The organism is Natrinema marinum (assembly GCF_024296685.1).
Taxonomy (GTDB): Archaea; Halobacteriota; Halobacteria; order Halobacteriales; family Natrialbaceae; genus Natrinema; species Natrinema marinum.
Map to the genome: position 1 here is coordinate 2,229,666 of NZ_CP100763.1, position 19,831 is coordinate 2,249,496.

The 19,831-nt window shown below is 65.5% G+C and carries 16 protein-coding genes; 10 read left to right on the forward strand and 6 right to left on the reverse strand.

Annotation, left to right across the window (positions count from 1 at the left end):
- Positions 1 to 465: 465 nt before the first annotated feature.
- Both NKH51_RS11130 and NKH51_RS11135 read left to right on the forward strand, forming a co-directional pair.
- Complete coding sequence (locus tag NKH51_RS11130; protein ID WP_254761751.1) at positions 466 to 1,374, forward strand: hypothetical protein; 909 nt, start codon at positions 466 to 468, stop codon at positions 1,372 to 1,374.
- 108 nt (positions 1,375 to 1,482) lie between these two features.
- Complete coding sequence (locus NKH51_RS11135; protein WP_254761752.1) at positions 1,483 to 1,920, forward strand: hypothetical protein; 438 nt, start codon at positions 1,483 to 1,485, stop codon at positions 1,918 to 1,920.
- A gap of 57 nt (positions 1,921 to 1,977) precedes the next feature.
- Here NKH51_RS11135 and thrS read toward each other — a convergent pair whose 3' ends face one another.
- Positions 1,978 to 3,930, reverse strand: coding sequence for a threonine--tRNA ligase (gene thrS, locus NKH51_RS11140; RefSeq protein WP_254761753.1), 1,953 nt, complete (start codon positions 3,928 to 3,930; stop codon positions 1,978 to 1,980).
- 334 nt (positions 3,931 to 4,264) lie between these two features.
- Here thrS and NKH51_RS11145 point away from each other — a divergent pair, with 334 nt between their 5' ends.
- Positions 4,265 to 5,302, forward strand: a complete 1,038-nt coding sequence (locus tag NKH51_RS11145) for a sodium:calcium antiporter (RefSeq protein WP_254761754.1) — start codon at positions 4,265 to 4,267, stop codon at positions 5,300 to 5,302.
- A 34-nt stretch (positions 5,303 to 5,336) separates the two neighbouring features.
- On the opposite strand, the gene pyrE is transcribed toward NKH51_RS11145, so the two are convergent.
- Complete coding sequence (pyrE, locus tag NKH51_RS11150) at positions 5,337 to 5,861, reverse strand: orotate phosphoribosyltransferase (RefSeq protein WP_254761755.1); 525 nt, start codon at positions 5,859 to 5,861, stop codon at positions 5,337 to 5,339.
- 163 nt (positions 5,862 to 6,024) lie between these two features.
- On the opposite strand from pyrE, the gene NKH51_RS11155 reads away from it, so the two are divergent.
- On the forward strand, positions 6,025 to 6,984 hold the full coding sequence (locus NKH51_RS11155; RefSeq protein ID WP_254761756.1) for an alpha/beta hydrolase: 960 nt from the start codon (positions 6,025 to 6,027) through the stop codon (positions 6,982 to 6,984).
- 39 nt (positions 6,985 to 7,023) lie between these two features.
- Here the strand turns inward: NKH51_RS11155 and NKH51_RS11160 are convergent, their stop codons facing one another.
- On the reverse strand, positions 7,024 to 7,569 hold the full coding sequence (locus NKH51_RS11160) for a CDP-2,3-bis-(O-geranylgeranyl)-sn-glycerol synthase (RefSeq protein ID WP_254761757.1): 546 nt from the start codon (positions 7,567 to 7,569) through the stop codon (positions 7,024 to 7,026).
- A gap of 176 nt (positions 7,570 to 7,745) precedes the next feature.
- Between NKH51_RS11160 and NKH51_RS11165 the strand changes: the two genes are divergently transcribed.
- The 3 genes from NKH51_RS11165 (at position 7,746) to NKH51_RS11175 (ending at position 11,004) form a co-directional block, all read left to right on the forward strand.
- Positions 7,746 to 8,927: a M24 family metallopeptidase gene (locus NKH51_RS11165; protein ID WP_254761758.1), complete on the forward strand. Its 1,182-nt coding sequence runs from the start codon at positions 7,746 to 7,748 to the stop codon at positions 8,925 to 8,927.
- 10 nt (positions 8,928 to 8,937) lie between these two features.
- Positions 8,938 to 10,224: a glutamate dehydrogenase GdhB gene (gene gdhB / locus NKH51_RS11170; RefSeq protein WP_254761759.1), complete on the forward strand. Its 1,287-nt coding sequence runs from the start codon at positions 8,938 to 8,940 to the stop codon at positions 10,222 to 10,224.
- Between the two features lie 120 nt (positions 10,225 to 10,344).
- Positions 10,345 to 11,004 (forward strand): DUF502 domain-containing protein, encoded by a 660-nt coding sequence (locus NKH51_RS11175; RefSeq protein WP_254761760.1) that lies wholly within the window; start codon positions 10,345 to 10,347, stop codon positions 11,002 to 11,004.
- Positions 11,005 to 11,040: 36 nt separating this feature from the next.
- Here NKH51_RS11175 and NKH51_RS11180 read toward each other — a convergent pair whose 3' ends face one another.
- Positions 11,041 to 14,256, reverse strand: a complete 3,216-nt coding sequence (locus NKH51_RS11180; protein ID WP_254761761.1) for an FAD-binding and (Fe-S)-binding domain-containing protein — start codon at positions 14,254 to 14,256, stop codon at positions 11,041 to 11,043.
- A gap of 1 nt (position 14,257) precedes the next feature.
- Positions 14,258 to 15,226 (reverse strand): NAD(P)-dependent oxidoreductase, encoded by a 969-nt coding sequence (locus NKH51_RS11185; RefSeq protein ID WP_254761762.1) that lies wholly within the window; start codon positions 15,224 to 15,226, stop codon positions 14,258 to 14,260.
- Between the two features lie 136 nt (positions 15,227 to 15,362).
- On the opposite strand from NKH51_RS11185, the gene NKH51_RS11190 reads away from it, so the two are divergent.
- The 3 genes from NKH51_RS11190 to NKH51_RS11200 all read left to right on the forward strand — a co-directional run bounded on the left by NKH51_RS11190 (position 15,363) and on the right by NKH51_RS11200 (position 18,297).
- Entirely contained in the window at positions 15,363 to 16,670 is a 1,308-nt protein-coding gene (locus NKH51_RS11190; RefSeq protein ID WP_254761763.1) for an amidohydrolase, read from the forward strand.
- Positions 16,667 to 17,917, forward strand: coding sequence for a threonine ammonia-lyase (gene ilvA, locus NKH51_RS11195; protein WP_254761764.1), 1,251 nt, complete (start codon positions 16,667 to 16,669; stop codon positions 17,915 to 17,917). Before NKH51_RS11190 ends, ilvA begins: the two co-directional genes overlap by 4 nt.
- A 98-nt stretch (positions 17,918 to 18,015) precedes the next feature.
- Complete coding sequence (locus tag NKH51_RS11200; protein WP_254761765.1) at positions 18,016 to 18,297, forward strand: hypothetical protein; 282 nt, start codon at positions 18,016 to 18,018, stop codon at positions 18,295 to 18,297.
- A gap of 134 nt (positions 18,298 to 18,431) precedes the next feature.
- On the opposite strand, the gene NKH51_RS11205 is transcribed toward NKH51_RS11200, so the two are convergent.
- Positions 18,432 to 19,793, reverse strand: coding sequence for an aminotransferase class III-fold pyridoxal phosphate-dependent enzyme (locus NKH51_RS11205; RefSeq protein WP_254761766.1), 1,362 nt, complete (start codon positions 19,791 to 19,793; stop codon positions 18,432 to 18,434).
- Positions 19,794 to 19,831 lie beyond the last annotated feature (38 nt).

Here is a 19,831-nt window from a genome sequence, read left to right on the forward strand (position 1 = left end):
GCGCCATCCCGTAACCGAAATCGGACGTCTCGAGCATGTCCGTTCACATCCGCGTCTCGTTAGGGTACCGATGCTCTTCTCGTCGGTCGACACAGTCGTTGAGCAACGTCTACTGTGGGCATCGTCACGAATCAATGAGCCTCGGTTGTAGATATCCGCTACTATTTCACCCTACTCAGCATAAACTATCATAATTAGAAATAACTAGAACGGATAGATTATTATCAACCAAATAGTCATTTATACGGCTTGATATAGTAATCTATCATTCATACAGTTAATTCATTTTTATAATTTAAATTAGAAATAGTTATATATTTAACTACACTTTGTAGGAATGGAATGGGAAAACTGAGTAGACGTATGATACTTCGATCGACAGGTGTTACACTTACTGCGCTCTCGGCCAGTGGTCAAGTAGTCGCCACCGACGACGAGGACCCACGGCGACAGTTCGCACGGCAAATGGACAAAGCCAGACTAATCGGTAAACAAGAAGGTATGGATGCGCGGGATGACTATCTCGATAGCCTTGGGTTGCCCCACAGCGAAGGTACAGTCGGGTTAGCGAACGACGCTGAGATTAGAGGAATACAGAATAATGGTGTAGGGAGTGCTGGAACGGGAATCGAAACTCAACATAGCGGAACAAGTGATCAAGAAGCACAACCAAACTATTGCGTTAAACCGCGTGTCTGTGGCGAAGATGCAAATATTGATGTCAAGTTCCAGTTGACGTACAACCCCAGAGGGGAGATTTTCGATTATACGTTTTACACGAAGTACCGATATGGGTGGAGGTCAGACTACAAAAGTGGCTATCACCCTGAGGATCCAGAAGACTACCTCCGTCTGTGGAGAAGTTCTAACGCATATGAAGAATATATTGGGCCCAGATGGCCGACGGATGTCCTCACATTAGCCTGGGATGACGGCGATAGACTGATGCCGTACATGCCCCCTTGGGAAGGTTGCGACTCAGTTCCGTGTGCGATCGTCGAAGAAAAGCCGTACACGAGATTCATCGGAGGCAGCTATTCGGGCAAGGGCATCGGTATCGAGGTCGATGGCTACCACATGGCCTACGATAACGGTCCTACCGGCGATGAAACGGAGTGGACACCACCGGTGACGACGGGAATTATGCTCGAGAAAGGACCCGAATTCGTCGATTACACTCGACTCTCCGCGGCGTTTACATACGTCTGGAAAGGAGAAAGGACGAAGCCAGATATCACAGTTGGATATCCGCCGTCGTTCAGTATCTCGGCAACCTCGGAGCGATTCGAAGCGTATCAGCGCTTCCAACACACTCGAGGCGCGGACGACACTGAGCGGGATACGTTTGAAATACGGGTCGACGAGGTGCTCTAATCGAGCATACTGATTGATAATTAATCATATTTGACCCCCCGATTCAGCACATTTATTTACACTCGAGGTCATGGTTATGAGATGGGATAGAAAGCCATCTAACCATCGATGAACGAAAATAAATTGCACCGCCGGCGCGAATTTATAGGAATTGTAGTAGCCACAGTAATTACTGCAACTGCCGGCTGTCAAGACTTGCTCTACGACGAGGAGCCCGAATATGAGAATAAAGCACAGATTGTGCTAACCAATTCATACTACGAGAACGAGACGACGACGTTCGAATTTACAGCCAGAGCGGAGAACGGCACCGTCATCTACGAAAGCCAACGTGAAGTGACAAAGAGTCACTCATTTATCTCCGACCCGATCCCCGACGAGGTCCGTACTGTCGAGTACCAAACCGATGACGGTGCAAACGGTGTCGTTTCTGTTCCTGCCGAACCTGAATGTCCACCACATCCGAGCATTCCCCGGGGAATCATTCTGTACTATGGAGACGACCGAGAGATGACGTATCGAGAAGAAGTACCCAGCTGCGACTAATTGCACGCGGATAAATTCACGAGCGTCGAGGTGAACGGTGTAGTACAGCCTGCGACGCTACTCGTCCTGCAGGAAGTCCGGCGCCGTCCGCTGCTCGTCGCGCTCGGCCTCGAGATGGTCGCGGAACGCCTGGATCTCGACATCGTACTCCTGGTCCTCGAAGCGGTCGCGAACGGAGATGTTGCCGTCCTCCTCCTCGTTGTCGCCGACGATGATCTGGTAGGGGACCCGGTCGTCGTGGGCCGCGCGGATCTTCCGCTCTAAGGTGCTGTCGCGACCGTCGACCTCGACGCGGAAGTCGTCGAACTCGTTTGCGACGCGGTGGGCGTAGCCGAGGTTGTCGTCGGAGATGGGCAGCACGCGGACCTGCTCGGGCGCGAGCCAGAGCGGGAACCGACCTTCGTAGTGCTCGATGAGCATCATGAAGAACCGCTCGTAGCTGCCGTAGAGCGCGCGGTGGATCATGACGGGGCGGTGTTCCTCGTTGTCCTCGCCGACGTAAGAGAGGTCGAACCGCTCGGGCATGTTGAAGTCGAGTTGGACCGTCGGGCCGTCCCACGAGCGGCCGATGGCGTCCTCGAACGCGAAGTCGATCTTCGGCCCGTAGAACGCGCCGTCGCCCTCCTCGATCTCGTACTCGTGGGCTCGGTTCTCGAGCACGTTCTCGAGTTGTTCCTCGGCGCGGTCCCAGATTTCGTCGGAACCAACCGACTTCTCGGGACGCGTGGCGAGTGCCATCTCGTAGTCGAGGTCGAACGTCTCGAGCACGTCGGTGATCATGTCCATGATCTCCTCGACCTCCTGTCGGATCTGGTCGGGGCGGATGAACAGGTGGCCGTCGTCGATCGTAAAGGCCCAGACCCGCGAGAGGCCGGAGAGTTCGCCGCGCTGCTCTTTGCGGTAGACTTTCCCGTTCTCCGCGTAGCGGATCGGCAGGTCGCGGTAGCTCCAGGAGTGATCCTGGAAGATGGCGGCGTGGCCGGGGCAGTTCATCGGCTTCAGGCCGAACTCGTCGTCGCCGACGTCGAAGATGAACATGTCGTCGGCGTAGTTCTCGTAGTGACCCGACCGGTGCCAGAGGTCCGTCTTGAAGACGTGGGGCGTCTCGACGTAGTCGTAGCCCGCGTCCTCGTTGAGGTCCTTGACGAACTCCTCGAGTTCGGAGAGGACCGTCTTCCCGGCGGGGTGATACAGCGGCAGGCCCGGCCCCGTCACGTCCTGAATCGAGAAGAGATCCATCTCGTTGCCGATCCGGCGGTGGTCGCGCTTTTCGGCTTCCTGCTTGCGCTCTAAGAAGTCCTCGAGATCGCTCTCGTCCTCGAAGGCCGTGCCGTAGATGCGCGTCTGCATCGTATTCTCCTCGTCGCCGCGCCAGTACGCGCCGGCGATCTCGAGCAGGTCGATCGCGCCGATCTCGCCCGTCGAGTCGACGTGCGGGCCGGCACAGAGGTCCTCCCACTCGCCCTGGCTGTAGAACGTGACCGTGTCGTTCTCCTCGGCGAACTCCGCGAGAAGTTCGAGTTTGTAGGGCTCGTCGGCCAGACGCTCCTCGGCCTCCTCGATCGAGACCTCCTCGCGTTCGATCTCGTAGTCTGCGGCGATGATCTCTTCCATCTCGGCCTCGAGGTCCGCGAGGTCCTCCTCGTCGATATCGAGGTTGTCGAAGTCGTAGTAGAAGCCCTCGTCCGTCGGCGGGCCGATCGCGAGCTTGACCTCCTCGGCGTCGTACAGACGCTCGACGGCCTGAGCGAGACAGTGAGCCGCGGAGTGGCGCATGACCTCGAGGGACTCCTCGGAGCCGTCGGTGACGATCTCGAGTTCGGCACCGTCGTAGACGGGCTGTTCCTTGGCGACTAAGTCGCCGTCGAGTTTGCCGGCGACCGTGTCGCTGCCGAGGCCGGGGCCGATCTCGTAGGCGCAGTCCTCGACCGTCGCGCCGGCGTCGACCGCGAGTTCCGAGCCGTCGGGCAGTACGACCGCTACCTGTTCCTGTGAATCTTGTTCTGACATGGCTGTGAGTGTGGTGAAAATCCCGGTGGCGCGTCCGCGTCCGCACGCTGGTCGACCGTGGCCGACGCAACACGCGGTAGGTGGGAGTTAAAAGCGGGCAAACGCCCCTGTAAAGCGGACACCTACCATCGTGGATACGCGTAGTCTCGAGCGGGATAAAAGCATTGTGATGGGCAGCGACAGCGGCGTCGCTCCTCGAGCGAACGGGCGGCGTGACCGTGAAATCACAGTCGAGACGCCGCCCGCGTCGGTCCGTTCTTCGTTCCGTGCGACACGAAGATCGGACTATCGGCTATAGAACAGCTAATGTGTCACGAGCCGATAGCTGCCGACGATGGTCCTCGGAGGCTTCCTTCCGGACACGCCCCTCGTCAACGTGCTCGTCATCGTCGCAGCGACGGGCTTCATCTGGCTCGGCAGCGGCTGGCTCGAGGAATCGGCGGAACACCTCTCGTCGTACTACGGGCTGCCGGCGGTCGTCCAGGGGTCGATCGTCGTCGCCGTCGGCTCGAGCTTTCCGGAACTCTCCAGCGTCGTGTTCACGGCGCTCGAGGGGACGTTCGACATGGGCGTCGGCGCAGTCGTCGGCTCCGCGATCTTCAACATCCTCGTGATCCCGGCGCTGTCCGGACTGGTGACGGACGGCGATTTGGATACGAACCGCACCATCGTGTATAAAGAGGCGCAGTTCTACATGATCGCCGTCTCCGCGCTGGTCGTCACCCTCGCGCTGGCCGTCATCTACGTCCCCGTCCCCGGCGGCCCGGAGCTCGCCGGTCAGTTGACGCGCCCCCTGGCGATGATACCGCTGCTCCTGTACGGGCTCTATCTCTTCATCCAGTGGCAAGACGTCAGCGACTACGAGGGGAAGAACGAAACCGACGGGATCGACATCGGCCGCGAGTGGGGGAGACTCGCGGGCGGACTCGTCGTGATCCTGCTGGCCGTCGAACAGCTCGTCGGCAGCGTCGAATCGCTCGGCCACACCTTCGGCATCCCCGAGTTCCTCGCCGGCGTCACCATCATCGCGGCGGCGACGAGCCTGCCCGACACGCTGGTGAGCGTGCGGTCGGCCCAGACCGGCAAGGGAATTACGAGCATCGGGAACGTCCTCGGATCGAACACGTTCGACCTCCTGGTGGCGATTCCGATCGGCGTGCTCATCGTCGGGAGCGTTCCCGTGGACTTCGCCGTCGCCGTCCCGATGCTCGGCGTGCTCACGCTCGCGACCGTCCTCCTGTTCTCGTTTCTGCGCACCGACCTCTCGGTCACCACACTCGAGTCGTACGTGCTCCTCGCCGCCTACGGGCTGTTCGTCGCGTGGGTGATCGCCGAAACCATCGGCGCGACCCATCTCATCAAGGGCGCCTGACTCGAACGCGGCCGCCCCCGCGATCGGCCGCTGATTACTGACTCTCGAGTAACTCGCTCGCGGTGACCAGCGATTCCATCTCGAGTCCGGCCTCCTCGACGTTCTCGCGGCCGCCCTCCTCGCGGTCGACGACGACGAGCGCGCGCTCGACGGTCGCGCCGGCCTCCCGAAGCGCCTCGACGGCCTCGACGAGGCTCGTCCCCGTCGTCACGATGTCCTCGACGACGACGACCTCCTCGCCCTCGGCGAGGCGACCCTCGATCAGGTTCCCGGTCCCGTACTCCTTGCGCTGCTTGCGCGCGATGACGTAGGGGACGCCGGCCGCCACGCTCGTCGCGGCCGCGAGGGGCACGCCGCCCAGCGCGACGCCGCCGAGTTTGTCGTCCGAATCGAGACGGTCGGCAAAGGCCTCGGCGATCTGCTCGAGGCAGTCGGGATCGGTCTCGAAGAGGTACTTGTCGACGTAGTACTCGCTCGTGCCGCCGTGGGAGAGTTCGAACTCGCCGAACTGAACGGCGTCGGCCGCGCGCAGGGCGTCGATGAGGTCCTGATTGGGCATGCTCGAGAGGGCGCACCGAACCGAAATAAGCGGTGTGGAACGGGACGCCGGAGGACGCGCGGTCGGGTGCCGCGATCCGGTCGAAACGGCCGAGAGAGACCGGTTCCCCTACGGACTTCCGCTGCAGGTAGCTTTTTGTCCTCGCCAGGATGTGTGCCGTACGATGACACCATCCAGAGCGGACGAACCCCATCCGGACGTACAGGCGTTTCTCGAGCTCTACGAGTCGCTGGATACGCCGGAGTTCAGCGAGATCACACCCCAGGAAGCCCGGCGGAACTTCGAGAAGATGCGCGTCACCGAAGAGCCCGATATCGAACTTCCGTCCGTCGAGGACCACACTATCGACGGGCCACACGGCGACCTCGCGGTCCGGAGCTACGATCCCGGTACCGAGGGCGAGGACCGGCCGCTGATTCTGTACTTCCACGGGGGTGGGTGGGTTGTCGGGAGCATCGATACGCACGACGGCGTCTGCCGGAAGCTGGCCGAGGACACCGGCTATCCCGTCGTCAGCGTCGACTACGGGCTCGCACCGGAACACCCCTTCCCCGAGGGCTTGCAGGGCTGTTATGCCGCCCTCGAGTGGGCCGCCGCGGAGGCCGACGCGCTGAACGCGGACCCCGACACGATCGTCGTCGGTGGCGACAGCGCCGGCGGCGGTCTCGCGGCGGGGCTGTCGCTGCTCGCCCGGGACCGGGGCGGCCCCGAAATCGCCTATCAGCTACTGATCTACCCCAGCGTCGGCGACGCGACGGTGACCGAGGCCTACGAGCAGAACAGCGAGGGCTACTTCCTCACGGAAGAGGACATGGAGTGGTTCCGCAGCCACCTCTACGACTCCGAGATCGACCTCGGAAACGTCTACGCGCTGCCACTTCGCGCGAACGATCTCTCCGGACTCCCGCCCGCGACGATCATCACCGCCGGCTTCGATCCACTTCGGGACATCGGTGCGACGTACGCAGACCGACTCGCGGACGCCGGCGTCCCCGTCGAGTATCACAACTACGACGACATGATCCACGGCTTCTTCAGCATGATCTCGGATCCGATGGATCTGGATCGCGCCCACGAGGCCCACGCCGCTGCCGTCGAAGACATGGAAGCGACGCTCGAGTGAACGAGACGCCGCGAGGCGGCGACGGAGAGGGTCAGTTAGCTACCACGGCTCGTTTTTCAGCCCGAGTTTGTACGCGATCACGTTCGTCGTCACGTGGAGGATCGGCGTGAGCACGACGACGACGAAGAGCACCTCGAGCGTGAACCACTCGGTGAACCACTCGAAGTCGAGCAGGGCGACCAGCGGGAGGGAGACGACGACGAAATCGAGCTGGTCGAGACCAGGGAACATCGCGCCGCGCTGGCGGCCCGAGCGGCGCTTGAGGAAGGAAGCGAGGATGTCGCCGAGCATCGCGCCGCCGGCGAGGCCGAGCGCCGCGAGCGGCGTGAATTCGGGGAGCGCGAAGCCGAGTACGTCGCCGACGGACGGCTCGATGACGGTGAGGACGGCCGCGAGCGCGAGGCCCGCGACGATTCCCATCGCCGTTCCGCGCCACGTTTTCCCGTCGCCGAGCACCCGTCTGTCGCCCCACGTCCGGCCGCCGTCGATCGGCCGGCCGCCACCGGCCAGCACCGCGGCGTTGTTGGGGACGTAGGCGGGCAACATCGCCCAGAACGCGATCGCGATAGTCTCGAGTACTGCCATGTCAGCGGGGACGAACCGGCGTGTCTTAACCGCCGGTGGTTCGTCGCCGACCCGCCGAATCACTGCCCGCCGATAGGGCCGCCTCACCGACCCATAACGTACACACTATCTGTTTTCCACATACACGAAAAGGTTTTATCGTTCCTGATGGATGGCTCACTAGAGGCCCTGGTACGATGCCACGAGAGCATATTTTCGACGAGGCCGAGTACGAGCGACGGGTCGATCGGACCAAAGCGCGACTGCGCGAGGAGGACCTCGACGCGATCGTCGTCGCCGACCCGGCGAACATGAACTACCTGACGGGGTACGACGGCTGGTCGTTTTACGTCCATCAGGCCGTCGTCGTCACGCCCGACCGGGACGAACCCGTCTGGATCGGCCGCGGGATGGACGCCAACGGCGCGCGGGCGACGACCCACCTCGGCGAGGACAGCATCCGCGCGTACAGCGACGACCACGTCCACTCGCCCCACGACCTCCACCCGATGGACTACGTCGCGGGCGTGCTCGAGGAACTCGAGGTGGCCGACGGCCGGATCGGCCTCGAGATGGACGCCTCTTACTTCACGGCCAAATCGTACACGCGGCTCCAGCAGAACCTCCCCGAGGCCGAGTTCGAGGACGCGACGCTGCTGGTCGGCTGGGTCCGCATCAAGAAGTCCGAACAGGAACTCGAGTACATGCGCGAGGCGGCCCGGATCTCCGAGAACGCGATGCGGGCGGGGCTCGACGTCATCGAAGAGGGCGTGCCGGAGTACGAGGCCGCGGCCGCGATCTACGAGCAACTCGTCACGGGCACCGAAGACTACGGCGGCGACTACCCGTCGATCGTCCCGCTGATGCCCTCGGGCGATCACACCGGCACGCCGCACCTGACCTGGACCGATCGGCCGTTCGAGGACGGCGATCCGGTCATCATCGAACTCTCCGGCTGTCGCCACCGGTATCACTCCCCGCTCGCTCGCACGACGTTCGTCGGGGATCCGCCTGACGAACTCCAGGAGACCGCCGACATCGTCGTCGAGGGGATCGAGGCCGCACTCGACACGGTCGAGCCCGGCGTCACCTGCGAGGAGGTCGAGACGGCCTGGCGCGAGACCATCGCGCAGTACGGCCTCGAGAAGGAGGACCGTATCGGCTACTCGATGGGGCTGGGCTACCCGCCGGACTGGGGCGAGCACACCGCGAGCCTGCGCCCGGGCGACGAGACGGTCCTCGAGGAGGACATGACCTTCCACATGATCCCGGGCATCTGGACGGACGAGATCGGCATGGAGATAAGCGAGACGTTCCACGTTACCGATAGCGGTGCAGAGACGCTGGCTGACTTCCCGCGAAAACTGTTCACTGCATAACCCGACCTAAATGACGACAACACCACCTGCGGCCGAATCCGAGGCGACGGACGAACCCGACTCAGCGCTGACTACCGCCCGCCGACAGCTCGAGCGCGCGGCGGCTCACGTCGACGTCGATCCCGGCGTCGTCGAGCGCCTGAAGTACCCGACGCGGGTCGAGCAGGTGTCGGTCCCGCTCGAGCGCGAGGACGGCTCCGTCGAGGTCTTCACCGGCTACCGCGCCCAGCACGACGACGTGCGCGGCCCCTACAAGGGCGGCCTGCGCTACCATCCCGACGTGAACGCCGAAGAGTGTACCGGCCTCTCGATGTGGATGACCTGGAAGTGCGCCGTGATGGACCTCCCCTTCGGCGGCGGGAAAGGCGGCGTCGCCGTCGATCCGAAGGGGTTGACCGACGACGAGACCGAGCGGCTCACTCGCCGCTTCGCCGAGGAACTGCGCGACGCCGTCGGGCCGACGAAAGACGTGCCCGCACCCGACATGGGCACCGACGCCCAGACGATGGCCTGGTTCATGGACGCCTACTCGATGCAACAGGGCGAGACCATCCCCGGCGTCGTCACTGGTAAACCGCCGGTCATCGGCGGCTCCTACGGCCGCGAGGAGGCCCCCGGCCGCTCGACCGCGATCGCCGCCCGCGAGGCCGTCAGCTACTACGACCGCGATCTCAGCGAGACGACCGTCGCCGTCCAGGGCTTCGGCAGCGTCGGTGCCAACGCCGCCCGCCTGCTCGAGGACTGGGGTGCGACCGTCGTCGCCGTCAGCGACGTCAACGGCGCGATCTACGACCCCGACGGCCTCGAGACGCACGCGGTGCCGACCCACGAAGAGGAGCCGGAGGCGGTACTCGCCCACGACGCGCCGGAGACGCTGTCCAACGAGGAAGTCCTCGAACTCGATGTCGACGTGCTGATCCCGGCAGCAGTCGGTAACGTCATCACAGCTGACAACGCCGACGCCATCCGGGCCGATATCGTCGTCGAGGGCGCGAACGGCCCGACGACGTTCGCCGCCGACGCCATCCTCGAGGAGCGCGACGTGCCGGTGATCCCGGACATCCTCGCGAACGCCGGCGGCGTCACGGTCTCGTACTTCGAGTGGCTGCAGGACATCAACCGCCGGCAGTGGTCCCTCGAGCGCGTCAACGAGGAGCTCGAAGACCACATGCTCGACGCCTGGAACGACGTTCGCGCCGAGGTCGACGACCAAGGACTGACCTGGCGCGACGCGGCGTACGTGGTGGCGCTCTCCCGAATCGCGGAGGCGAAGGCGACCCGCGGCCTCTGGCCGTAGGTCCGTCGTCGACAGCCGCCACCGCTATCGTCCGCCTGGCGGGCGTTCGACGGGAACCCGACCCGTCCCCGGAGCGAGAGAAGGGAAGCGCTCATGTCCCGCCGGCCACATGCACCGATTATGTCGACGTGGAAGCGGGAGTTCGCGAGCGGGCTGATCGTCGTCGGTCCGATCCTCGTCACGCTGTACGTGATCTACCGGCTCTACGCGATCGTCACCGGTCTCACGCCGGTGTCCGTGGTCGACGCGGCCGCGTTGCGGGGCTGGATCGATCACGGGCCGACCCGCGAACTCGTCGCCCGCGTCCTCCACATCGCCGTCTCGCTGTCGTTTTTCGCGCTGGTGACGATCGTCGTCGGCTCGCTGACCCGGACGACGGTCGGCGACCTCTTCTCGGACGGTATCGACGGCATCGTCAACCGCCTCCCCGGACTGCGCGTCGTCTACAACGCGTCCAAAGTCGCCGCCGAGACCACGCTCGGCGATGAGCAGGCGCTGCAGGAGCCGGTCAAGGTCACGAGCTGGGACAACAAACAGATGACCGCGTTCAAGACCGGCCATCTCACCCCCGACGGGAGGGAGGTGCTGTTCATCCCGACGGCACCGAACATCTCCTCGGGGTTCGTCGTCGAGGCCGATCCAGAGCGCATCACCGAGACCGACGAGACCATCGAAGAGGCGCTGGCCAGAGTCCTCAGCGGCGGTTTCGGCGACAGCGGCAAGGGGCCGAGCACGACGCCGTTCGCCACGTCCGGGACTCGAGGAGCCGACGACGAGTAACGAGCGAGACCGACCGCAGACCGAGCGCGGGCGGGCTTATCGCGAGAGCGCGGCCGCGACTTTCTCGATCGGATGCGGCGGCTCGTCGGCTCCCTCGCGACTCGAGAGCTGCGACCGACACGACGCCCCGGGCGCGACGACCGTCTCGCCGTCGCTGTCGTCGACCTGCTCGAAGAGGATCTCGCCGATCGTCCGGCTCAGCGAGTAGTGTTCGGCCTCGTAGCCGAAGGAGCCGGCCATGCCACAGCAGCCCGAATCGAGCGCGTCGACGGCGTAGCCGGTCGTCCGCAAGACGGCGGCCGCGTGGCCGTCTTTCTTCGTCGCCTTCTGGTGGCAGTGACCGTGGTAGGTCAGCCGCTCGTCGGGCGCGGCGGTCGGCAGCCCGGCCGCCAGGTCGAACCGGTCTACGTACTCCATGACGCCGTACGTGTTCGCCGCGACCCGCTCGGCGTCGCGCCCCGAGAGCAGGTCGAGGTAGTCCGACTGGAACATGACCGCATCGGAGGGCTCGACGAGGACGACCTCCCAGCCGTCTTCGATTCGCGGTGCGAGCGCCTCGACGTTCGTCCGCGCCCGCTCGCGCGACTTGTCGAGGAAGCCCTTCGAGTGCGCCGGCCGCCCCGTCGAGGTCACGCCGTCGGGGATCTCGACGCGGACGCCGGCCGTCTCGAGCACCTGCACGGCCGCCTTGCCCGCCCGCGGGTGGTTGTAGTTCGTGTACGTGTCGGGAAAGAGTAGGGCCTTTCGGGAGGCCTCCTCGAGCGGGATTCGGGAGCCGCCGCGGGCCTCGAACCAGTCCTCGAAGCTCTGGCTCGCGAAGGCCGGCAGGTCGCGCTCGCGAGCGATACCGACGGTCTTCTCCGCGATCGTGCCCGCGCCGGGCAGGGAGGCGGCCCGGTTCGAGAGCGGCGCGAGCGCGGAGCCGACGGCGTTGAGTCGGTCGACGTTCGCGAAGAGGCGATCGCGGAGGGTCGCGCCGTTCTCCTGGTGGTTCGCGTGTTCGACCTCGGCTTTGAGCTTCGCCATGTCGACCTCGCTCGGGCAGTCCCGCGCACAGCCCTTGCAGCCGATACAGAGGTCCATCACCTCGGCTAAGAACTCGGGGTCGGTGTGCTCCGCGTCGAGTTCGCCGTTCATCGCCCCGCGGAGCATGTTCGCGCGCCCGCGGGTGCTCAGGCTCTCCTCTTCGGCCGCCCGATAGGTCGGACACATCACGCCGCCGGTCGTCTCCTGGGAGCCCCGACAGCCGCCACAGCCGTGACAGAGCTCGACCATGCCCTGGAAGCCGTTGTCGTTCTCCCAGTGCAGCGCGGGCTCGAAGCCGGCCTCGAACTCGTAGTCCGGCGAGAACCGCAGGTGTTCGGTCATGTCGTGATCGCCGCAGACGTTCCCCGGATTGAGCAGCCAGTCGGGGTCGAACGCCGTCTTCAGGTCGCGAAAGAGCGACCAGACCGCGTCGCCGTAGAGCTTGCGGTTCCACTGGGTGCGGGCGCGGCCGTCGCCGTGTTCGCCCGAGACCGAGCCGTCGTACCGGACGACGAGATCGGTGACGGCGTCCGAGATGGCCTCGAACTGGTTCAGCCCGGCCGGGCTCTTGGTGTCGACCAGCGGCCGCATGTGCATACAGCCCGGTCCCGCGTGGGCGTAGAAGCTTGCGAACGTGTCCTGCTCCTCGAGTACGTCCTGAAAGTCGTCAACGTAGTCCGCGAGGTGCTCGGTCGGGACGGCCGTGTCCTCGATGAAGGAAATGTGCTTGGCGTCGGAGGTCCGCGAGAGCAAGATGGGAGCCGCGCTCTTGCGGAGCTTCCAGAGTTCGGCGCGGTCGGCGGGGTCGTAGGCCTCGAGGGCGTCGAACGCGCGGACGGGGTCCGACCCGGTGGCCGACTCGTCCGCGGTCGCGCCGCCGTCCGAGTCGGCGTCGGAACCGGCCATACCGGTCCCACCATCGGATTCCGGCGCGCTCGAGTCGGGCAACCGATCCGCGAGCATCGCTTCGACTTTCCGCCGGGCGTCTTCCTCGCTCTCGCCGTAGAACTCGACCAACAGCGCCGTCTCGGTCCCCGCGGGGAGGTTCGCGGCCACGTCGGCGAACTCCTCGGTGTCGCGGGCGAGGTCGAGCAACACGTCGTCGATCGCTTCGACGGCCGCCGGGTCGTGGGTCCGGACGATGGTATCCACGTCGGCCATCGCCTCGAGCAGATCTTCGTAGGTGAGCAAGGCGACGGCCGTGGTTTCGGGGATCGGCTCGAGCGAGACGGTGGCTTCGGTGATCACGCCCAGCGTGCCCTCGCTGCCGGCGAAGACGCGGGCGAGGTTGACCGTCGCGTCAGGATCGGGCTCGCCGTCGATCTCGACCGTCTCCTCGGTGTTCTCGTCGAAGGCGTCGGGCTCCCCGTAGGCCTCGCCGACGAGCCGATCGAGGTTGTAGCCGGAGACGTTGCGCTTCAGTTGCGGGTAGACCTCGGCGATCGCGTCGGCCTCCTCGTCGATAACCCGTCGCAGCGCCTCGTAGATCCGCTCGAGGAGGACGCCGTCCGGATCGGCCCGCTCCCGGAGGTCGCCGACCGTCACCTCGCCGAAGCGCTCGACGGAGCCGTCGGCGAGGACGACCTCGACCGCCTCGACGTAGGCGTCGGTCTTACCGTACTGCAGCGAGTGCGCTCCCGTCGAGTTGTTGCCGATCGCGCCGCCGACCGTGCTGCGATTGCCCGCCGCGGGGTCGGGCGCGAACTTCAGGCCGTGGGGCTCGAGCGCGTCGTTTACGTCCGCGAGGACGGCCCCCGCCTGGACGGTCGCCCGGCGCACGTCTGGCGCGACCTCGACGGCGTCGCCCATGTGGGCGGTGAAATCGAGGACGACGGCCTCGTTGACCGCCTGTCCCGCGAGGCTCGTCCCGCCGCCGCGGGGGAGGACCGGGATGCCATTTTCGGCGCAGTACGCGACGACGTTCGCGACGTCCGCCGTCGAGCGCGGGAGGACGACGCCGACCGGCGTCACCTCGTAGGCGCTGGCGTCGGTCGCGTACAGTCGTCGGCTGTACTCGTCGAATCGAACCTCGCCGTCGATTCGCTCTCGCAGGGCCGAGACGAGTTCGGGACGGGCGATATCGCCACCCACGTAGTCGTACTCGGCCCGCGAGTCGGCCGCCGGATCGTCCGCCCGCCGTTCCGACGGCGACCCGAGGTCGGTCTCGTCGGGGCTCGCGGTCTGGTCGCTGTGATCGGTCGTGGATCGGTGGTCTTCCGTCGCCATGTTAGCTCTCGGGTCGGTAGACGGCGTTCTCCAGTTCGCCGCCGGTCTCGAGGGCCTCGACGTTGTGCGCCACGATGTCGGCCAGCCGGTCCCAGTGTTTCGGCGTGTGGCCACCCGTGTGGGGCGTGATCAGACAGTTCTCGAGGTCCCAGAGCGGGTGGTCGGCCGGCAGCGGCTCGGGATCGGTCACGTCGAGCGCGGCACCTCGAATCCCCTCGAACTGCAGCGCGGAGACGAGCGCGTCGGTGTCGACGATGCCGCCGCGGGCCGCGTTGACGACCACCGCGTTCGGCGGGAGCGTCGCCAGTTCCGCCTCGCCGACCAGTCCGCGGGTCAGGTCGTTGAGCGGACAGGCGAGGACGACGTAGTCGCTTCGGGAGAAGGCCTCGTGGATATCGTCCTCCTCGAAGCCGAGCACCTCGTCGGTCGGGCCGCCCTTCGCGGGCGTGTAGCGGACCCCGATCGTCTCGACCTCGAACCCCTCGAGTCGTTGGGCAATCTCCTGGCCGATCGAGCCGAGGCCGACGATCGTGACCGTGCTGTCGGTGAACTCGAACGACTGGAAGTGGCGCCACTCGTCGTTCGCCTTGCGCCGCCAGCCCTCGTGGAGTCGGCGCGCGAAGACGAGCATGTTGCCGATGGACTGCTCGGCGATGCCAGGGGCGTGGATCCCGCCGGCGTTGGTGACGGCGACGCCGTGGTCCGCCAGCGCGTCCATCGGGACGTGATCGGTACCGGCGAAGGTACACGCGAACAGCTCGAGCCGATCGGCGCGCTCGAGCAGGTCTTCGTCGATCGAGATTCCCGTCACGACCCGCGCCTGCGGGACGAGTTCGCGTTCCTCTTTCGGCGTCCGCGCGAGCGCGACAGTGTATTCGGGCAGCCGCTCGCGCAGGGTTTCGGCGTACGATTCCATCGACAGCCCTTCCGTTCCCTCTCGCAAAACGACGACGTCTGGGTTCGTGCTCATGGTGAGTAGGATGCGTCGCGGTGACGCGGCTTGCGGTCTATCCTATCATTGTCATCGGCTCTCTTATCCTTTTTGTGTAGTCGTCGTTAACAGCAATTGTGTATAATTAAGGGGGTGGGGGTCGTCATCCCCTAGCATGCCCGAACCGATACAGGAGCGACTCGAGACGGTTCGTCGCAGCTTCCACCGCCACCCCGAGCCCGCGTGGCGCGAGTTCTTCACCACGACACAGCTCGTCGCGGAGATTCAGGAGATCGGCGTCGACGAGCTGGCCGTCGGCCCGGACGCCTACGATCCCGACGACCGGATGGCCGTCCCCGACGAGGACCTCGAGCCGTGGCGCGAGCGCGCCCGCGAGCGCGGCGCGGACGAGGACCTGCTGGCGAAACTCGAAGGCGGCACCACCGGCGCGGTCGCGGTGCTCGAGCGCGGCGAGGGACCGGCGATCGGCCTGCGCGTCGATATCGACGGCCTGTTCATCGAGGAATCGACCGACGGAGAGCACGTCCCCGCCGCGGAGGAGTTCCGCTCGGAGATCGACGGGACGATGCACGCCTGCGGCCACGACGCCCACATGACGTGGGGACTGGCCGCGCTCGAGCGAATCGCCGAGAGCGACTTCTCGGGACGATTGGTCGTCTTTTTCCAGCCCGCCGAGGAGACGGGCGGCGGCGGCTGTCCGATGGCGAAAAGCGAGTACGCGGACGAGCTGGACTACCTGCTGGCGATCCACGTCGGGCTGGACCACCCGACCGGCGAAGTCGTCGCGGGGATCGAGAAACCCCTGGCGATGGCCCACGTCGACGCGACGATCGAGGGCACCTCCGCACACGCCGGGAAGGCGCCGAACGAGGGCGACAACGCCATGCACGCCATGGGTACTGCGATCGAGAACGCCTACGGCATCCCCCGCCACAGCGACGGGATGACCCGCGTGAACATCGGGAAAGCTGAGGCCGGGACCGCGAGCAACGTCATCGCCGAGGAGGCACACATGGAGGCCGAGGCCCGCGGGGAGACCACCGAACTGATGGAGTACATGAAACGCCGGCTCGAGCGCACCGTGAAATCCGCGGCGCGGATGCACGGCTGCGAGGCCGCGGTCGACGTGGTCAGCGAGTCGCCGCGTGCCGACAGCGACCCGGAGATGCAGGAGATCGTGAGCGAGGTCGCCGGCGGCGTCGACGGGATCGAGCGCGTGCTGCCGGCCGCGGACTTCGGTGCGAGCGAGGACGCCACCTTCCTCATGGAGCGCGTCCAGGAAGACGGCGGGCTGGCGACGTACATGATCGTCGGGACGGATCACCCGACGAGCCACCACACGCCCACGTTCGACGTCGACGAGCGCAGCCTCGAGCACGGGGTCGACGTGCTCGTCGAGACGATTCACGAACTCGAGCGGCGCCACCCAGTTTCGCGCGCGGGCAGTGAGAACGACGAATGAGCGGGAACCGGTCCGCGAGCGAGCCGCGAGTCACGGGAGCGGACATCGAGGCTGCACGGGAGCGCATCGCCGACGTGGTCCACCGCACGCCGCTCGATACCTCGCGGACGTTCGCCGAGATGAGCGGCGCGGCCTCGGTGGGGCTCAAACTCGAGAACGTCCAACGGACGGGGTCGTTCAAGATCCGCGGGGCGTACAACACGATGGCCCAGCTCTCGCCCGCGGAGCGCGAGGCGGGCGTCATCGCCTCGAGCGCGGGCAACCACGCCCAGGGCGTCGCGCTGGCCGGTCAGTTGCTCGATATCGAGACGACGATCGTCGTCCCCGAGGTGACCCCCGCCGCGAAAATCGAGGCCACCCGCGGCTACGGGGCCGAGGTCGTCGTCGAGGGCGACATCTACGAGCGCTCCTACGAGTACGCCACAGAGCGGGCCGACGAGACCGGCGAGACGTTCGTCCACCCCTTCGACGACGAGGCCATCGTCGCCGGCCAGGGGACGGTCGGCCTCGAGTTGCGCGAGCAATACCCCGAGATCGACACCGTCCTCGTTTCGATCGGCGGCGGCGGGCTCATCTCGGGCATCGGGACGGCGCTAAAAGCTCGCGAGCCGGACGTGCGCGTGATCGGCGTCCAGCCTGAGGGCGCCGCCCACGCCAAGCCGTCGCTCGAGGCCGGCGAGATCCGCGAACTTCCGGACGTCGACACCGTCGCGGAGGGGATCGCGGACACCCGGCTGCTCGAGACCACCTTCGCGATCGCCCGCGAGGTCGTCGACGACGTGGTCAGCGTGAGCGACCGGGAGATCGCCGCCGCCGTGACCCTGCTGGCCGAGCGCGCGAAGACAGTCGCCGAGAGCGCCGGAGCCGCCCCGCTCGCCGCGGCGCTGTCGGACGAACTGGAGCTCGGAGGTGAGCACGTCGGCGTCGTGATCTCCGGCGGCAACGTCAATCTCACCGAACACGCCGAACTGACGCGGGCGGGGTTACACGAACTCGAGCGCTACGCCGAAGCGCGACTCGCGGTCGCGGGCTGGCCGACGACGGTCGGCGACGTGGTCGAGACCGTCGAATCGGAGGGCGCCGAACTGGACGTCCTCGAGCGCGCCCGTCGAACGTCGGTCGACGAGCCGAATCGGGTGCCGGTCACCGTCGGCCTCGAGGGGAGTGGTCCCGCCCATCTCGAGGGAGTGCTCGAGGCGCTAGCGGGGCTCGAAGGGGTGTCGGTCGTGGAACGCTCGCTCGAGTAGCCGCCGGCCGTAGTTCGGTTCGTCCGATGAGGAGGACCGACCGGCGACCCGACGAATGTCAACGAAACGTTTTCTACACCGTGTAGACAAGTCCGGATGTGAATCGACCGTTCGTCTATCACGTCTCACAGATGGTCGTCGGCGTCGGTCTCGCCCTGATCGCGGTTTCGAACGTCGTGACCGACGATCTCGACGGGTTCGTGATGCCCGTTAGCACGGCGTTGCTGATCGTCGGCGGCGTCGGGATCTTACTCGGTAACGGCTACCACATTCTGAACGAGAACGCCGACCGCGTCGACGTCGGCCCCGTGAGTTTTTGGCTCTCGGTCGTCGCCGCGGTGCTTGTTCTGCTCGCGGGCGTGTTGTCGCTCGCGGTCTGACGTGGAACGCCGGAGTCCGAGAAGCGACTCCGGTGAATTCGGCAGATCAGTATTCGTGTATCAGGCTGGCGAAAGGGGAACAGCGGACGCCGGTGGAGCGCTCGGCGAAACGAAAATCGATCGGCGGACGGGAGTCAGGCCACCTTCGCGCTCGGCCCGACGGCCTCGATCGCCTCGAGGAAGATACCGATCCCGAGATCGATCTCGCGTGCGGTCGAGTCCAGCGGCGGGAGCAGGCGGATAGTCTTCTTGCCACAGCCAAGCGTCAGGAGGCCGCGCTCGAGGGCCGCCTGGACGACGTTCGTCCGGCGCTCGGGGGTGTCGAACTCGACGGCGAGCATCAGGCCCTTGCCGCGGACGTCCTCGACGTAGTCGGGCGCGTCGTCGCGCAGGAGCTCTTTGGCCTGCTCGCCGCGTCTGGTGGCGTTGTCGAGGAGGTCGTGTTCCTCGATCGCCTCGAGGGTGAACGCGCCCATCATCGAGCCGAGCAGGTCACCGCCGCCGAAGGTGGAGCCCAGCCGGTTCTTCTGGTCGGGGAAGATCTCGGAGCGAGAGATGGTCGCGCCGACGCGCAGAGCCTTCGCGCTGGCGATCACGTCGGGTTCGATCGGGTAGTGGTCGGAGGCCCAGATCTCGCCGGTGCGGCCGACGCCGGCCTGAATCTCGTCGACGACCAGCGGGATGTCGTACTCGTCGGTGACGGCCGCGACCTCCCCCATGAACTCCTCGCTGGGGAAGCGGTAGCCGCCGACGCCCTGGATCGGCTCGAGCGTCAGGAAGGCGATCTCGTCGGGATCGACGTAGCCGCCTTCGGGCGCGAGCATGTTACGGAGCTGCGAGCCGCCGCCGCTGAAGAAGCCGCAGTCACAGCTCGCGGCGTCACAGCCCCGGTCGTCACAGAACGGGACCGTCTCGATCCCGCTGATCTCGGGGTAGTGGCGCGTGTAGACGTCCTTGGACTTCGTGATCGACAGCGTCCCGAGGGTCCGACCGTGAAAGCTCCCGGAGAAGGCCACGCCGTACTTCGACGGGGCACGGTAGTCGTTCGTGATCTTCATCGCGTTCTCCATCGCCTCCGCGCCGGAGTTCGAGAGGAAGACGGTGTCCATTCCATACTGGCTCGAGACCTCGGTCAGTTTCTCCATAAGGTGGCTCGAGCCGGGGAAGTCGGCCTCGTCGGGGCTGGGGCCGGAGCCGAAGTACATGTCCTGGCCGGCGATCTTCATCGGTTCGACGAGGTCGAACTCGCGGACCTTCGAGAGGACCGTCTCGTTGTTGTAGCCGAGCGGTGCCGCGCCGATGTGACAGGTAAAATCGAGCAGGACGTTGCCGTCGACGTCCGTGACGAACGGGCCGTCGGCCTCTCGGGTTACGTCCCAGACGAATTCGTGGGAGTACTCGCTGGGGGCCGAGTACTCCTGGTGGAAGTCCACCCACTGCTGGGCGTTCGGACCCGGAAGCGCGTCCGCGTCGGGTTCCGCCGTGTCCCTATCCATACACAGATTATGTGTACCTCGTACATTAAAACTTGTTA

Bases quoted from the DNA above. Each gene is read 5' to 3' on its own strand.
- pyrE (WP_254761755.1), bottom strand. From the start codon at position 5,861: ATGCCCAATCAGGACCTCATCGACGCCCTGCGCGCGGCCGACGCCGTT.
- NKH51_RS11155 (WP_254761756.1), top strand. From the start codon at position 6,025: ATGACACCATCCAGAGCGGACGAACCCCATCCGGACGTACAGGCGTTT.
- NKH51_RS11185 (WP_254761762.1), bottom strand. From the start codon at position 15,226: ATGAGCACGAACCCAGACGTCGTCGTTTTGCGAGAGGGAACGGAAGGG.
- ilvA (WP_254761764.1), top strand. From the start codon at position 16,667: ATGAGCGGGAACCGGTCCGCGAGCGAGCCGCGAGTCACGGGAGCGGAC.
- NKH51_RS11190 (WP_254761763.1), top strand. From the start codon at position 15,363: ATGCCCGAACCGATACAGGAGCGACTCGAGACGGTTCGTCGCAGCTTC.
- gdhB (WP_254761759.1), top strand. From the start codon at position 8,938: ATGACGACAACACCACCTGCGGCCGAATCCGAGGCGACGGACGAACCC.
- NKH51_RS11130 (WP_254761751.1), top strand. From the start codon at position 466: ATGGACAAAGCCAGACTAATCGGTAAACAAGAAGGTATGGATGCGCGG.
- NKH51_RS11135 (WP_254761752.1), top strand. From the start codon at position 1,483: ATGAACGAAAATAAATTGCACCGCCGGCGCGAATTTATAGGAATTGTA.
- NKH51_RS11165 (WP_254761758.1), top strand. From the start codon at position 7,746: ATGCCACGAGAGCATATTTTCGACGAGGCCGAGTACGAGCGACGGGTC.
- NKH51_RS11205 (WP_254761766.1), bottom strand. From the start codon at position 19,793: ATGGATAGGGACACGGCGGAACCCGACGCGGACGCGCTTCCGGGTCCG.
- NKH51_RS11180 (WP_254761761.1), bottom strand. From the start codon at position 14,256: ATGGCGACGGAAGACCACCGATCCACGACCGATCACAGCGACCAGACC.
- NKH51_RS11145 (WP_254761754.1), top strand. From the start codon at position 4,265: ATGGTCCTCGGAGGCTTCCTTCCGGACACGCCCCTCGTCAACGTGCTC.
- thrS (WP_254761753.1), bottom strand. From the start codon at position 3,930: ATGTCAGAACAAGATTCACAGGAACAGGTAGCGGTCGTACTGCCCGAC.
- NKH51_RS11160 (WP_254761757.1), bottom strand. From the start codon at position 7,569: ATGGCAGTACTCGAGACTATCGCGATCGCGTTCTGGGCGATGTTGCCC.
- NKH51_RS11175 (WP_254761760.1), top strand. From the start codon at position 10,345: ATGTCGACGTGGAAGCGGGAGTTCGCGAGCGGGCTGATCGTCGTCGGT.